The sequence below is a fragment of the Arcicella sp. LKC2W genome, assembly GCF_034931005.1.
In the GTDB taxonomy this organism is placed as follows: domain Bacteria; phylum Bacteroidota; class Bacteroidia; order Cytophagales; family Spirosomataceae; genus Arcicella.
In genome coordinates, this window is the sequence record NZ_JAYGIN010000007.1 from 78,134 (window position 1) to 93,077 (window position 14,944).

At 35.1% G+C, this 14,944-nt stretch carries 13 protein-coding genes; 11 read left to right on the forward strand and 2 right to left on the reverse strand.

Annotated elements, in window-relative coordinates; all coding sequences use genetic code 11:
- Positions 1–149 precede the first annotated feature (149 nt).
- On the forward strand, positions 150–2,045 hold the full coding sequence (gene acs / locus VB796_RS07525; protein WP_323345908.1) for an acetate--CoA ligase: 1,896 nt from the start codon (positions 150–152) through the stop codon (positions 2,043–2,045).
- 80 nt (positions 2,046–2,125) lie between these two features.
- Here the strand turns inward: acs and VB796_RS07530 are convergent, their stop codons facing one another.
- Positions 2,126–2,272, reverse strand: coding sequence for a hypothetical protein (locus VB796_RS07530; protein ID WP_323345909.1), 147 nt, complete (start codon positions 2,270–2,272; stop codon positions 2,126–2,128).
- Between the two features lie 27 nt (positions 2,273–2,299).
- On the opposite strand from VB796_RS07530, the gene VB796_RS07535 reads away from it, so the two are divergent.
- From VB796_RS07535 to kynU, 5 genes are all read left to right on the forward strand, one after another.
- Complete coding sequence (locus tag VB796_RS07535) at positions 2,300–3,049, forward strand: CPBP family intramembrane glutamic endopeptidase (RefSeq protein ID WP_323345910.1); 750 nt, start codon at positions 2,300–2,302, stop codon at positions 3,047–3,049.
- 1 nt (position 3,050) lies between these two features.
- A complete protein-coding gene (locus VB796_RS07540; protein ID WP_323345911.1) occupies positions 3,051–4,235 on the forward strand; it encodes a sensor histidine kinase in 1,185 nt (394 codons plus the stop codon).
- A 71-nt stretch (positions 4,236–4,306) separates the two neighbouring features.
- On the forward strand, positions 4,307–5,041 hold the full coding sequence (locus VB796_RS07545; RefSeq protein WP_323345912.1) for a LytTR family DNA-binding domain-containing protein: 735 nt from the start codon (positions 4,307–4,309) through the stop codon (positions 5,039–5,041).
- Positions 5,042–5,081: 40 nt separating this feature from the next.
- Positions 5,082–5,576 carry a PH domain-containing protein gene (locus tag VB796_RS07550; RefSeq protein WP_323345913.1) on the forward strand — a complete coding sequence of 165 codons (495 nt, stop codon included), beginning with the start codon at positions 5,082–5,084 and terminating at the stop codon, positions 5,574–5,576.
- Positions 5,577–5,630: 54 nt separating this feature from the next.
- Positions 5,631–6,887, forward strand: a complete 1,257-nt coding sequence (kynU, locus tag VB796_RS07555) for a kynureninase (RefSeq protein ID WP_323345914.1) — start codon at positions 5,631–5,633, stop codon at positions 6,885–6,887.
- A gap of 74 nt (positions 6,888–6,961) precedes the next feature.
- Here kynU and VB796_RS07560 read toward each other — a convergent pair whose 3' ends face one another.
- Entirely contained in the window at positions 6,962–7,192 is a 231-nt protein-coding gene (locus tag VB796_RS07560; protein WP_323345915.1) for a DUF1456 family protein, read from the reverse strand.
- Positions 7,193–7,713: 521 nt separating this feature from the next.
- Between VB796_RS07560 and VB796_RS07565 the strand changes: the two genes are divergently transcribed.
- The 5 genes from VB796_RS07565 to VB796_RS07585 all read left to right on the forward strand — a co-directional run bounded on the left by VB796_RS07565 (position 7,714) and on the right by VB796_RS07585 (position 14,943).
- Complete coding sequence (locus VB796_RS07565; protein ID WP_323345916.1) at positions 7,714–10,476, forward strand: TonB-dependent receptor; 2,763 nt, start codon at positions 7,714–7,716, stop codon at positions 10,474–10,476.
- Positions 10,477–10,592: 116 nt separating this feature from the next.
- A complete protein-coding gene (locus VB796_RS07570; protein WP_323345917.1) occupies positions 10,593–11,510 on the forward strand; it encodes an NAD(P)/FAD-dependent oxidoreductase in 918 nt (305 codons plus the stop codon).
- Positions 11,511–11,652: 142 nt separating this feature from the next.
- Entirely contained in the window at positions 11,653–12,879 is a 1,227-nt protein-coding gene (locus VB796_RS07575; RefSeq protein ID WP_323345918.1) for a DUF418 domain-containing protein, read from the forward strand.
- Between the two features lie 198 nt (positions 12,880–13,077).
- Positions 13,078–14,061, forward strand: coding sequence for a pyruvate dehydrogenase complex E1 component subunit beta (locus VB796_RS07580; protein WP_323345919.1), 984 nt, complete (start codon positions 13,078–13,080; stop codon positions 14,059–14,061).
- Positions 14,062–14,166: 105 nt separating this feature from the next.
- Entirely contained in the window at positions 14,167–14,943 is a 777-nt protein-coding gene (locus VB796_RS07585; RefSeq protein WP_323345920.1) for a hypothetical protein, read from the forward strand.
- Position 14,944 lies beyond the last annotated feature (1 nt).

A 14,944-nucleotide genomic window follows, 5' to 3' on the forward strand; every position in this document is an offset into this window, starting at 1 on the left:
ATTATTAACTATTTTATTATAAAACGTTGTACCACATTTATTTTGTTCAATTTAGAAAATTAATGTGAAATAACAAATTACCATTAGAATTACGATTTACTTTGCCTTTGGGTAAAAAACTGATAATCAAAAACCAACAGTACCAAAAAATGAATTTACAAATCTCATCATTCGACGAATACGAAGAAGTTTATAATCAATCAGTTACTGACCCCGAAGGATTTTGGGCAGAAGTTGCTCAGAATTTCCAATGGCGTAAACCGTGGAAAAAAACGTTGGAGTGGGACTTTTCTAAAGCTCATACCAAGTGGTTTGTGGGTGGTAAAATGAATATTACCGAAAATGCTCTCGACCGTCATTTGGCTACTCGTGGCGACCAACCTGCTATTATTTGGGAATCTAACGACCCTGAAGAAGAATCAATCACATTGACATACAAGATGTTACATCAAAAAGTATGTCAATTTGCTAACGTTTTGAAAAAACACGGAGCTAAAAAAGGGGATAGAATTTGTATTTATATGCCGATGATTCCTGAGTTGGCGATTGCGGTTTTGGCTTGTGCCAGAATTGGTGCAATTCACTCGGTGGTATTTGGTGGTTTTTCGGCTCAGTCAATCGCTGACCGTATTAATGATGCTCAATGTAATATCGTTGTAACGTCTGACGGTTCGTTCAGAGGAAATAAAGAAATAGGCTTGAAAGCAACCGTTGACGATGCTTTGATTCAATGTCCGTCTGTTCAAAAAGTTATCGTATCAACCCGTACTCGCACCCCAGTTTCTATGTTAAAAGGTCGTGATGTATGGTGGGAAAATGAAGTAAAAACGGTATCATCCGACTGTCCAGCCGAAGAAATGGATGCCGAAGATATGTTGTTCATTCTTTATACATCAGGTTCTACGGGCAAACCGAAAGGCGTGGTGCATACTTGTGGTGGTTACATGGTTTATGCCACTTATACATTTGCTAACGTTTTCCAATATCAACCTAATCAAGTGCATTTTTGTACGGCAGATATTGGTTGGATTACGGGACATTCATACATTGTTTATGGCCCATTGTGTTATGGTGCAACCAGTTTGATGTTTGAAGGTGTACCAACTTATCCAGATGCAGGACGTTTTTGGGAGGTGATTGATAAGCACAAAGTTGATATCCTCTATACAGCACCAACGGCAATTCGTTCGTTGATGGGCTTTGGCGATAAATTCGTTGAAAATAAAGACCTTAGTTCATTAAAAACGCTTGGTTCGGTAGGTGAGCCAATCAACGAAGAAGCATGGAATTGGTATAATGAGAACATCGGAAAAGGTAAATGCCCAATTGTAGATACATGGTGGCAAACTGAAACGGGTGGTATCATGATTTCACCAATTGCAGGAATTACCAAAACAAAACCAGCTTATGCAACTTTGCCTTTGCCAGGAGTTCAGCCCATTTTAGTGGATGAAAACGGTAATGAAATTAAAGGTAATGGTGTTTCTGGAAACTTGTGTATTAAATTCCCTTGGCCAGGTATTATTCGTACTACTTATGGTGACCATGAACGTTGTATCCAAACGTATTTCTCGACTTACAAAAATCTCTATTTCACAGGTGATGGTTGTATGCGTGACGAAGACGGATATTACAGAATTACGGGACGTGTGGATGATGTGATGAACGTTTCTGGACACCGTATTGGTACTGCCGAAGTTGAAAATGCCATCAATATGCACTTAGGTGTGGTAGAATCTGCCGTTGTGGGTTATCCACACGACATCAAAGGACAAGGAATCTATGCCTACGTGATTTGCGAAAAACATTTGGGTGATTTAGACTTAACTCGTAAAGATATTTTAGCAACGGTTACCCGTGTAATTGGACCCATTGCCAAACCTGATAAAATCCAATTTGTGAGTGGTTTACCAAAAACACGTTCGGGTAAAATCATGCGAAGAATTTTAAGAAAAGTTGCCGAAGGAGAAATAGGTAGCTTAGGCGATACATCAACATTACTCGACCCGACGGTTGTGGAAGAGATTATTGCAGGAGCTTTGTAAGTTTTTTTGCACGCTGATAACGCAGATTTAAGCAGATTTTGTTCTGTTTGAATCTGCGTTTTTTATTGACAAAAATCTGTTTAAATCTGCGTTTGAAAATCAAGGCGTAAGTCAAGTATTATCTGCGAGTCCCCCAAATCCCACCAAACCACTACTTCGTCCCAAATCTTTTCAACTTCATCACTTCCATTTTTAGCGGTGTATTGTTCTACGTAGTTTTGAATCATCAAACAAATCAAAACTAATTAACAGCTATGGAACTTACCTTTACGCTCGCAAATGTATCATGGAATCGCCCGAAAAGTCAGTATAAGCAAATGGTTCACGAATTTTTAAATTACGTCAAAAATCCCAATTACAACGTTGAAGAAAGTACGCTGACTCTTCAAAACAAAATTGCTTCCATTAAACAATTGCTCAAATTCAAATTGAGTCTTTTGCCAATCATATTTTTAGTTATTTTCATTACAAAAAAACTAACAGGTGCTGAAAGTGTTGTATGGGATAAAAACTGGACGAACTATTTAATGATTGTCGCTTTTGCTCCAATTTTTGAAGAACTTACCTTTAGATATGCTCTCAGATATAGTAAAACGGCTATTGCAGTGATGATATTAATGGTTGTTTGGCTAATTGCAAAATTTACCATAAAAGATAACCAAGACATTGCCTTTATTGTTGGTATTACTTTTTCTCTAATTCCAGTCATCAGAATTGCTATGAAACCTTTTGATAACCAACTTGAAAAACAATGGATTCGCTTCTTCCCTTTTATTTTTCATCTCTCTGCTATTATCTTTGGGCTGATGCACCTCACTAATTTTGAACATATCAATAACTATTTTTTAGCCATTCCATTGGTAAGTAGTCAGTTTGTTTCGGGTTATGTTTTGGGTTTTATCAGAATGAAATTTGGACTTATTTATAGTATGGGTTTACATGCTGTTTGGAATTTTATTACAAGTTTTCCTATTTTAATCATGCTAATTGCTAAACTTTTTTAAGATGAAAAATACGACTAAAAATATGCCTGTTGGTCAGCCTAAAAACAAGGCTTTTTTTGATAAATACTACGGGTGGATATTATTAATTACAGGATTATGTGCTTTTGTATTAGTTGAAAGAGGGGAGTTTATCATAGACTTTACTAAAGGAATGAATGATGGATATAATAGAGGATGTAAAGATTGTGAAAATACAATTGGAGTAAATGTGTTAATGATATTTCCTTTATTTTTCATAGTAATAATTTTTGGTTCAGTGATTTATCTATTTGGTGAAGTTTTTTACCGCATTTTCTTCAAATACATTCTTCAAAAAGTAGATACAAATTATATATTAGCTTTTATAATTTGGTTGCTTGTTTTTTATAATTTATTTTGGGAATCAATCTATTGGTTGTTGAACAAAAATAATGCTTTCATTGATAAATTTTCAGAAGTTAAAAGTACTACCTCAAAAGATGCTGTTGGAGCATTGATAAAGGATTATAGGGAAAGAGATGCTACACTTTCAACTGCATTATTTTTTTTACTTATTATCACTTATGGTTTAGTTAAAAACTACGTTAAAAACACCAAAACCCAAGCCCAATTAATCGCCCAAAAATCCCAAGCGGAGCTAACGGCTTTGAAGGCTCAGATTAATCCGCATTTTTTGTTTAATGTGCTAAATAATCTTTATGGCTCGGCAATTGTAGAGGAAAGTCCCAAAACTTCGGAAGGGATTTTACAATTGTCAAGTATTATGCGACACGTGGTGGAGGGGACAAAAAATGAAAAAATTGAGGCGGAAAAAGAGATTCGATTTTTGCATGATTTTATTGAATTGAATAAAATGCGAGTACCAAATCGACCAAATATCAGCATTGAAACAGATATTAATTGGGATGAAAACCCTGCTCAAATCGCTCCTTTATTGGTAATTCCCTACATCGAAAATGCCTTTAAATATGGAATTAGTATCAACGAAGAAAGTTTTATCGAAATGAGTTTTCGGGTTGAAAATCAGCAACTTACTTTTATCTGTAAAAATAGTATTATCAAAGTAAATGATAAATTGGAGGTTGGAACAGGAACGGGTTTAGAAAATACCAAACGACGTTTAGATTTATATTATCCTGCTGGTTATCAGCTTGCTACTAATTCGTCGGATAATGTTTTTACGGTTTCACTTACTGTAAATTTGTAGGACAGGTTTCCAACCTGTCATTCCATAATTTTCAATAGACAGGTTGGAAACCTGTGCTACAACCTTAACTAATGACAGGTTGGAAACCTGTCGTACTCAAAATGCTCAAAGCCATTGCCATTGACGACGAACCGTTAGCGTTAGAAGTTATTAAAGCTCATGCCAAAAAAGTAAGTTTTCTCGACCTGCAATCTACGTTTGTAAGTGCTAAAGAAGCCTTAGAATACATCAAGCAAAATCCTGTTGATTTGGTGTTTTTAGACATCAATATGCCTGATATTACTGGATTGGATTTCTCACAATTATTACCAGAAAATACGTCGGTAATTTTCGTAACGGCGTATTCTCAATATGCCGTTGATGCGTTTAATTTGAATGCCATAGACTATTTGATGAAGCCAATCGAATTTACACGATTTATGAAGGCTTGCCAAAAGGCTTATGACGGAATGCAAGAAGTAAAAGGAAAAGAAGCAGATATGCCTTATTTATTTGTGAAAGAAGGTTATGATTTAGTACGAATTGTGATTGATGATTTGCTCTATGTACAGTCGGAAGGCAATTACCTGACTTTCAAGGAAAAGAACAGAAAAACACTCACTCGGATGACCATGACGGAAGCAATAGAATCGCTACCAAAGCATAAATTTATGCGTATTCATAAGTCATATTTAGTCAATCTAAATCATGTTTTAAAAGTAGAAAAGCATCAAATTAGTGTTACCGATAATGTTTTTGTTCCCATTGCCGCCAATTATCACGCTGATTTGATGGATGCTTTAAAATTACTTTGGAAGGTGATGTAATTTCACCTATTTTCACGAAATCAATTTAATCTCCCTAAAAATGAAAACTTTTACTACTTCCTTAGACAAATTTAATAAAATTACAACTATCGCCGTTTGTGTGGTAATAATTGGAGTTATAGTTTTTGCCCTTACCCTTACCGATGAACTTGTAAATAAACAAAAGGCATTACCTGTTATCCCTATTTCGTTAACATTGATTTTGTTAATTGCCTACGCATTTCGTCCCAATAATTACACTGTTTCTGACGATAAATTAATGATACATCGTATGATAAGTGATGTCAAAATTCTGAGAAGCGATATTAAATCCGTAGAAATGATTGATGAATCTAAAGTGAAAAATAGTATTCGGACGTTTGGTTCTGGCGGATTTTTTGGAAGCTACGGTAAATTTTGGAATTCTACTTTGGGCAGTATGACATGGTATATTACTCGTAAAGAGAATTTTGTATTAGTGACAACAAACGATGAAAAGAAAATTCTTCTAACACCCGACGAACCAGAAGCGTTTGTGGCTTCCCTTTCATCTTAAAATTTGAACATCTACTCTTTATCATTAGTTTTGTAAGAAAACATCAACAAAACAATGTCATTCCAAAACACACTTCAATACGCTCAAGAACTCGACCAAGCGGATACGTTAAAAGACTTTCGAAATCTCTTCCATATTCCTGTTCACGAAGGGAAACAACAAATTTATATGTGCGGAAACTCTTTGGGTTTACAACCTAAATCCGTTCGTCAATGCCTTGATAATGAATTAGATAAATGGCAAAATTTAGGTGTTGAAGGTTGGTTTGAAGGCGAAGATAATTGGATTGGCTACCTCAAACATCTCAAAAAACCTTTAGCTAAAATTGTAGGAGCCAAGCCTTCGGAAGTTTCGGTAATGAATAATTTAACCGTCAATTTACACTTGATGATGGTTTCATTTTATCAACCTACTGAAACCCGATTTAAGATTTTGTGCGAAGGTGGTGCTTTTCCGTCCGACCAATATGCTTTAGAAACACATTTGGAATTTAGAGGGATTAATCCTGAGGAGGCAATCATTGAAATTTTCCCGAGAGAAGGAGAACTTACGCTCCGCACAGAAGATATTTTGCAGAAAATTGAGGAAAATAAAGACTCATTGGCTTTGGTGATGATGGGCGGAATTAATTATTATTCAGGGCAAGTTTTTGACATGAAGTTGATTACGGAAAAAGCACAAGAAATGGGGGCGAAAGTAGGTTTTGATTTGGCTCATTGCGTCGGAAATATTCTCCTACAATTACACGATTGGAATGTGGATTTTGCGGTTTGGTGTTCTTATAAATATCTCAATTCTGGTATGGGTGGCGTTTCTGGAATTTTTGTTCATGAAAATCACCATCAGTCTAATTTACAACGATTGGCAGGTTGGTGGGGTTATGAAGAGAAAACCCGTTTCAAAATGGAAAAAGGCTTTGTTCCAATGAATGGAGCGGACGGCTGGCAATTGAGTACGCCTACTATTTTGGCAATGGCTTGTCATAGAGCAGCTTTAGAAATTACCGAGAAAGCGGGTATTGAAAACCTGAGAGAAAAAAGTATAAAACTGACAGGTTTTCTCAGGTTTATTTTGGAAGAATTTAATCAAAAAAATGAGCAAATTCTCAATATTATTACACCCACAAATCCTGACGAAAGTGGATGTCAATTATCAATTTTGGTAGAAAAAAACGGCAAAGAATTATTCGATAAATTAATAAAAAAAGGAATTATTGGCGACTGGCGAGAACCCAATGTTATCAGATTGTCGCCTGTACCTTTGTATAATTCCTTTGAAGACGTTTTTAGGGTAGGTGAGGCATTAGATTAAAAATCTATTTATTCTAAATCAGGAGGAAATAATTTGCCTGTTTCCTAATCTCAAATAAACTAATCCCTATATATTTAAACTTTCTCTTCTCTCGGGCCTCTCAGATGAATAACTAAGCCATTTAAGAAATTACGAAGAATTTGGTCGCCACATTTCTTGAATTTAGGATGGTCTTCTGCTCTGAACATATCGCCTAATTCAGCATTGGTAGCCGTAAAGCCAACTAATGACAGAATATGAATGATGTCATCATTGCGAAGACTAAGGGCAACTCTCAATTTTTTTAAAATATCGTTATTCGACATATTTACCTTGTTTTAATGTAAAAATTAATCGCTAAATCTATGTAATATTGGCTAATATTCATCTCATAAATGATAGTGTTCACTCATCTATTTTATGATATTTCTGTTTTGTCAGCTTACAAAATTAAGAGAATTAATATTGACACACTAATTTATTTTCGATTGATACTTGATGAGTTTAAGCTGAAAAATGTATTTTTCTTTATGATTGAAAATAAAGGATTAACACCCTATTAAAACGGTAGTTTAACTTTTGAAAACTTAGAAAAGTACAATGTCTGAAAAATAAAATCTAAATAAATATCTAATTTTTAATTTTTATTTATAACTGACAAAAGCAAGGATTGACATTTTTGGGATTTTCAAATTTTATCTGTTAATTGCGAAATAATAAAATAATAATTGCCAATCGTACCCTAAGTCAGAATAATATTTGGTCTTAAGTAATTAATTACTGAGAACAAAATATACTAATTTAGGGTTTGTTATTTTATTTAACATTAACCTTTTCTAATAATCACATGAAACAAATTTTATCATTCGTCCTGATAATGCTCGGGACTGTGGGTACTCTGTTTGCCCAAGAAAGAACAGGAAAAGTTACAGATGCTTCAAGCGGTGCTGTTATTCCAAGTGTCAATGTATCTGTACAGGGTACAAGTCGTGGTGTCGTTACTGATGCCAGCGGTAGTTACAAAATCGTTGCTGCTGAAGGTAGCAAATTAGTCTTCTCTTTTATTGGTTACACTTCAGTAACCCAAACTGTTGGTTCTGCAACAGTTATTGATGTTCAGCTTGCTCCTTCTACTACACAACTTGATGAAGTTGTTGTTTCAACGGGTAGTCGTAATGCTCAAAGAACGGTTACAGACGCTGCTCTTCCAATTGATATTATTGGAGCAAGCGACTTGAAAATGACAGGTCAAACTACATTTGATAAAGCTCTTCAATACAGTGTTCCATCTTTCAATACGGTAAATACGCCTGTGAATGATGCAACTACTTTATTAGACCCTTGGGAAATTCGTAATATGGGACCAAGCCGTACTTTGGTACTTGTAAACGGAAAGCGTAAAAACTTGAGTTCGTTATTGTATGTTCAGTTTTCGCCAGGTCGTGGAGAAACAGGTGTTGATATTTCTGCAATTCCTCAAAACGCAATCAAGCGTGTAGAAATTTTACGTGATGGTGCTTCTGCTCAATATGGTTCTGATGCTATTGCAGGTGTAATGAACATTATTTTGAAGGATAAATACGAATATACTTCGTTAAACTTCAATACAGGAATTACTTCTGCTGGTGATGGTGGAATGTATGGTTTAGCCTTGAATGGTGGAGCAAATTTTGGAACGAAAGGTTTTGTAAACTATACAGTTGACTTTTCTCAGCAAAATTCAGCGGTTCGTTCAGGTATTATTCATGTTCCAACTGAAATTGCAACATTCGGAGGAAGTCCTGCTCAAGATGCTTTAATTACAACATTTTTGAAAGATAATCCAACAGGTGGAAACATTAATGGTACTGCCGAAACTACTGCGGGTAAGTTTTTAGTAAACTTCGGAATCCCTGTTGGTGACAAAAATGAACTTTATGGTAATGCCGCAATGGTTATCAAAAGAGTATCAAGTTTTGCCAATTATCGTACTCCTTATTGGAGACAAGACCGTGGTTTATTACACAGTGTAACTGATAACGGTGGTAAAAATTATATCACAAAAGAAACATTAGCATTCTCAACTGATAACGTAGATACTTATAAAGGTTACGTTGGTTATGTACCAACTTTTGAAGGAGATTTAGTTGACTATAACGCTTCTTTGGGTTTAAGAGGTGAAACTAACGGCTGGAAACATGACGGAAGTTTAACTATTGGTGGAAACACGCAAGGTTATACCGTTGATAATACCGTAAACAGAACTTTAGGAACTGCAAGTCCAACTCGTTTTAAGCCAGGAGGATATGAATTTGGTCATATTGTCGGAAACATTGACGTTTCAAAAGCAATTACTGATAAATTAGGCATTGCTTTTGGTATGGAAGCTCGTTCTGAAAAATACACAATCATTGCAGGTGATGAAGCATCTTATTCTGGCGAAGGGTCAAATTCATTCCCAGGTATTAATGCTATCAATGCAGGAAGTAACCAACGTTTTAACGTAGGTGCTTATTTAGATTTAAGCTATGATGTATCAAAAGATTTCTTAATTAACGGTACTGTTCGTACTGAAAGTTATAGTGATTTTGGTTCAAAAAATGTTTGGAAATTATCTACTCGTTATAAATTTGCTGATGATAAAGTTGTATTAAGAGGTTCGGCTTCAACAGGTTTCAGAGCTCCAACTTTACACCAAATTTATGCTCAATCAGTTCAAGCTGCTTTTGTGGGTGGACAAATTCAATTGTCTGGTTTGTTTAATAACAAAAGTGTTCAAGCAAGATTATTAGGAATTCCTGCCTTGAAACCAGAAGAATCAATGAACTATACATTTGGTTTAGGATTGAACCCAACCAATAATTTAAGTATTACTTTAGATTATTTTACTATCAATGTAAAAGATAGAATTGTATATAGCTCATCTATCTCATCAAGCGATGCAAACAGTGCTTTAGGAAAGATTTTGTCACAAGCAGGTGTTAGAACGGTACAATTCTTTATCAATGGTATCGAAACGGTAAACTCTGGTATTGACTTTGTGATAGCTTACAAAAATATCAATTTAGGACAAGGAAAGTTAGGCGTTAATCTTGCAGGAAATATCATGTTACAAAATGAAATTGTAGGAAATCCAACTACGCCAGATGCTATCAAAGCAGCGGGTTCAAGCATTTTGAATACACAAATCAAGTCTTTATTAACAGAAAGCCGTCCAAAATACAAAGCGATTCTTGCTTTCAATTACGGTGTGAAAAAATGGAATGTAAATTTAGCTAACACATTATTTGGCTCAACTGCTTTCCAAGATTTAGATAACGGTGGTGCTGATATGGAAAATATCAAAGCTGTATTTACACCAGCAGTTGTTACGGATTTGAGCGTAAGTTATAACTTTAGCAAAAATGTTTCTTTCACTGCTAATGCAAACAACTTATTGAATATTTTACCAAAATGGGATTTAGAAGCTCAAAATGCAGCAGGTGCAGCGGCAATCAATACACCTGAGAAAAAAGCATTATTGAGAGGTTTCTTAGGATTTAGTGGTCGTTATGATATTCTTGGATATAACGGTTCACAGTTCAGTCAGTTAGGAACAATGTTCAATGCTAACTTACAGATTCGTTTCTAATCGTTTTAGAATACTTAGATTTTCAAAAAGAGAACTCCGCAAGAGTTCTCTTTTTGTTTTATAAAAACATCTAAAGCTAAAAACGGTTACTATTTTAAATTTAACAATCAATTATCTTGAAAACAATCATTATCGGAGCAGGAATGACAGGGCTTTCAGCCGCCAAAGTTTTAGTAGAAAAAGGACACGACGTAACGATTTTAGACAAAGGTCGTGGCGTAGGTGGAAGAATGTCAACCCGAACTATTGACAACGCTAAAGCCGACCATGGAGCTCAATATTTTTCAGTAAAATCTGCGGAGTTTCAAGCATTAATTTCAGACTTACAAACTGAGCATATTACAAAAGAATGGCATTTGGTTCAAAGACAAAATGTACGTTATATTGGAGCAAAAGGAATGAATACAATTCCCAAGAAAATGGCTTCTGATTTAACAATTCATTTGAATGAAAAAGTAATCTCAATTGGAAATAATGAAGTAAAAACCGAATCAGGGCAAAGCTATTTGTTTGATAATCTCATTATTACCATTCCAATTCCGCAAGTAATTGACCTTTTTGAGGCTTCTCAAATTTCATTTTCTGAAAAGGATAAATCCGTAATCAATTCAATTGAATATGACCCTTGTATGGCAGTAATGGCAGTTTTAAAACAAGCCACAGAAATACCAAGTGGAGGAATTATTTTAGAAAATCAGCCCGTAGCATGGATTGCTGATAATTTTCAAAAAGGTATTACCGAAATCCCAACGGCAACGATTCACGCTTCGGCAGCATTCAGCAAAAAACATTTGGAGGATAATTTACAAGAAGTCGCTCAAGAAATGTTATCATCTGTAAGTCAATGGATTAATCCTGAAAATGTCGTTTCCACACAAGTACATCGTTGGCGTTATAGTCTTGCAAGTAAGCGTTATGAGAAAGAATTTTATCAAATAGAAAACCAAAATATTTATTTAGGAGGTGATGGGTTTGGAATTGGAAATGTGGAGGGGGCATTTTTGTCTGGGTATCATTTGGGGGTGAGTATTTAAAATGAGTAACACGGGAATCTTTCCTGTGAATTAGCTAAAATATTCATGGGAAAGATTCCCGTGTTACAAAACATTTGCAACCTTTTCGCTTACTTTAACATCTAATAGTCATTTGAACCATTAGCTCTTTAAACTAAGCACTATGAAAAATGCCCTTGTTGCACCCAAAGAAAGAATTTTCTTGATTGATGGATTACGTGGTTTTGCCCTGTTAGGAATTATTTTAGCCCATATTGGTGGCTGGTTCATTGCAGGCGGAATTCCCAGTACGGTTTGGCAAAAATACCAAAATGATGTAGGAACTGCCATTGCCAATTACTTTGGAGGAATCTTTATCGATGGGAAATTTTACACCCTTTTTTCGTTTTTATTCGGACTCAGTTTTGCCATTCAATTGCTCCAACGTAAAGAAGATGATACCAATTTTATCCCAAGATTTATGTGGCGTTTGGTGATTTTGTTTATCATCGGTTTCATTCATCATATTCATTGGAAAGGAGATATTTTAGGAATTTATGCCATTTTGGGTTTCGTGATGATATTATTTAGAAATGTCAGCGATAAAATTTTATGGATAGGTATTTTGTTTTTTATCTTGAATGTACCCGTAATTGTTCGAGATGTTGTGCAAACAATGAAGCCCCAAGAAAAACCTAAAACAGAAAAGGAACAAAAAGTTGAAGGAGAAAAGTATGAGAAAGAAACGGCAAAATCTTATAGCATCCTCAAAAAAGGAACATATTCAGAAGTGATAGCTCAAAATTTTAAAGATTTTAAGTCGAAAGCCGACTTTCAGTTTTCGTCAGGTAGAATATATATCACATTGGGGTTCTTTTTATTGGGACTTTGGGTGGGTAAAAAGAGGTTATTTGAACATTTTGAGGAAAGAAAATCGTTTTTCAAAAAAATAATGTGGGCAAGTTTAATTGCGAATGTCTTTATTGTTGCCTTTTTTATTACGATAGAGCAAATGAAATTATGGGAGAAATTGGGTGCTTGGATGAATATAATTGCCAATTCTTTATATACCATTCATTGCATCACCATGACCTTGTTGTACATCACAGGTATATCATTATTACTCAACCTAAAAAGTATGCGATGGGTTTTGGATAAATTTGTGACAGTTGGCAAAATGGGATTGACTAACTATCTGTTACAGAGTGCAATAGGTGTTATTTTGTTTTATGGAATTGGCTTTGGTTTGGCAGGAGAATTTAATGCAGGTTGGTGCTATTTAATCGGAATAGGGATATTCCTTTTACAAATTATTTTCAGTAAATGGTGGCTCTCAAAATTCAATTATGGGCCAATGGAATGGCTTTGGCGTTCGGCTACCTATCTAAAGTGGCAACCAATGCAGAGGTGAGATATTTGAGATAAATATTAATTAACAATTAACTATTCTACACGTTGGCAGAATAAACTTTCTTGCCTAATTTTGTATGGATTTAAAGTTTGTGAATAATTGAGTAAAATGCTATCTTAAATTTACTTTATGTGATAGATTCTTGCTCAATAGTCTTACAGTCATAAACTTATAAACTCATAAACTGACAACTTTAAAATGAGAGAAATACAATTTAGAGAGGCACTTCGTGAAGCCATGAATGAAGAAATGCGTAAAGACGCATCGGTTTTTTTGATGGGAGAAGAAGTAGCCGAATACAATGGTGCTTATAAGGTTTCGCAAGGAATGTTGGACGAATTTGGTCCAGAAAGAGTAATTGATACGCCAATTGCTGAGTTAGGTTTTGCAGGAATTGCCGTTGGTGCGGCAGCAAATGGTCTTCGTCCAATTGTTGAATTCATGACTTTCAACTTCTCGTTGGTAGCCGTTGACCAAATTATTAACTCGGCTGCCAAAATGATGTCAATGTCAGGCGGGCAGTATTCTTGTCCAATTGTATTTCGTGGGCCAACTGGTAACGCTGGACAATTGTCTTCTCAACACTCATCAAACTTTGAAAACTGGTTTGCTAATACTCCAGGTTTAAAAGTAGTTATTCCTTCAAACCCTGCTGATGCAAAAGGTTTATTGAAATCAGCTATTCGTGATAATGACCCAGTTATTTTCATGGAATCAGAATTAATGTACGGCGATAAAGGTCTTGTGCCAGACGGAGAATATTTAACTCCAATCGGAAAAGCAAATATCGTGAAAGAAGGTACAGACGTTACAATTGTGACTTTTGGTAAAATGCTTTCGAGAGTAGTGATGCCAGCCGTTGCAGAATTAACGAAAATGGGAATCAACGCAGAAGTTATTGATTTAAGAACTGTTAGACCAATTGATTACGAAACAATTCTTAACTCTGTAAAAAGAACAAATCGTTGTGTGGTAGTTGAAGAAGCGAACCCAATTGCAGCTCTTTCTTCTGAAATTGCTTATAACGTTCAACGTTTTGCTTTTGATTTCATGGATTCTCCAGTTATTCGTGTAAACTCAAAAGATTTACCTTTACCTTATGCTGCAACACTCTTAGAAGCAATTCTTCCAAGTGTACAAGGAACAATTGATGCTGTTAAAAAAGTATTATACAGAGCATAGTAAGTATATCAATATAACTGATTGGGTTATACATCAAAAGCCTTCTGGAGTTTAATTCAGAAGGCTTTTATATTGGAAATGTTTTAAATTTTAACACAAATCGTCATGCAACTGTTCAAACAAAATATCGTTCTATTTATCCTGCTTTTAATATCAGGAGCTTGCCAATTTCAAGAAGCTACTCCCATTGATGTAATTCCTGTTTCAAGACTTCCGAAAACGCTTTTGGTGGAATCTTACAATCAAAAAAATCCAACTACTTACGCTTATACTTGGCAAGCAGAGACGTTGACTTCTTTTTCTGAAACTACGCTCAATACCACAACCAATAAAGATTTTGTATTGACTTATGACATTACAAGAAACTCAAATTCGTTGGTGCAGAGTATCAAATACAGCTACAAAGGAGCAAATTATGCTGATGGTAGCCAAATTTGGAATTATACTTATAGTACAGACGGTTTACAAATCAGAAATTCGGGAAATAATACTTGGACTTATAATAGTGCAGGCAATTTGTTGAGTTTGGATTATGGAACTGGAACAACCAATAATCTTTTGAGTCTTCAATATAACAATGCCAATTTACTATCTAAGTTGTTGTGGAAAGAAGGTTCGTATTTAGATAAAACCAATATCTTGGGCGAATATACTACAGTGGAAAACCCTCTGCACATTTTAGCAAAAAAGACACAGTTTTTGAATATGCCCTACAATGATGCAGTTATGACTTTAGCTTGTTCGGCAGTCATTCCGAAATCATATAATAACGGTGCCATTGACAATTTTGTTACTTATGATTTGGATGCTCAGAATAGAATCAACTCAATTACGATAAAAAATAATGGTATTGTATTGAAGAAATTTATCTTTGGATATTAAG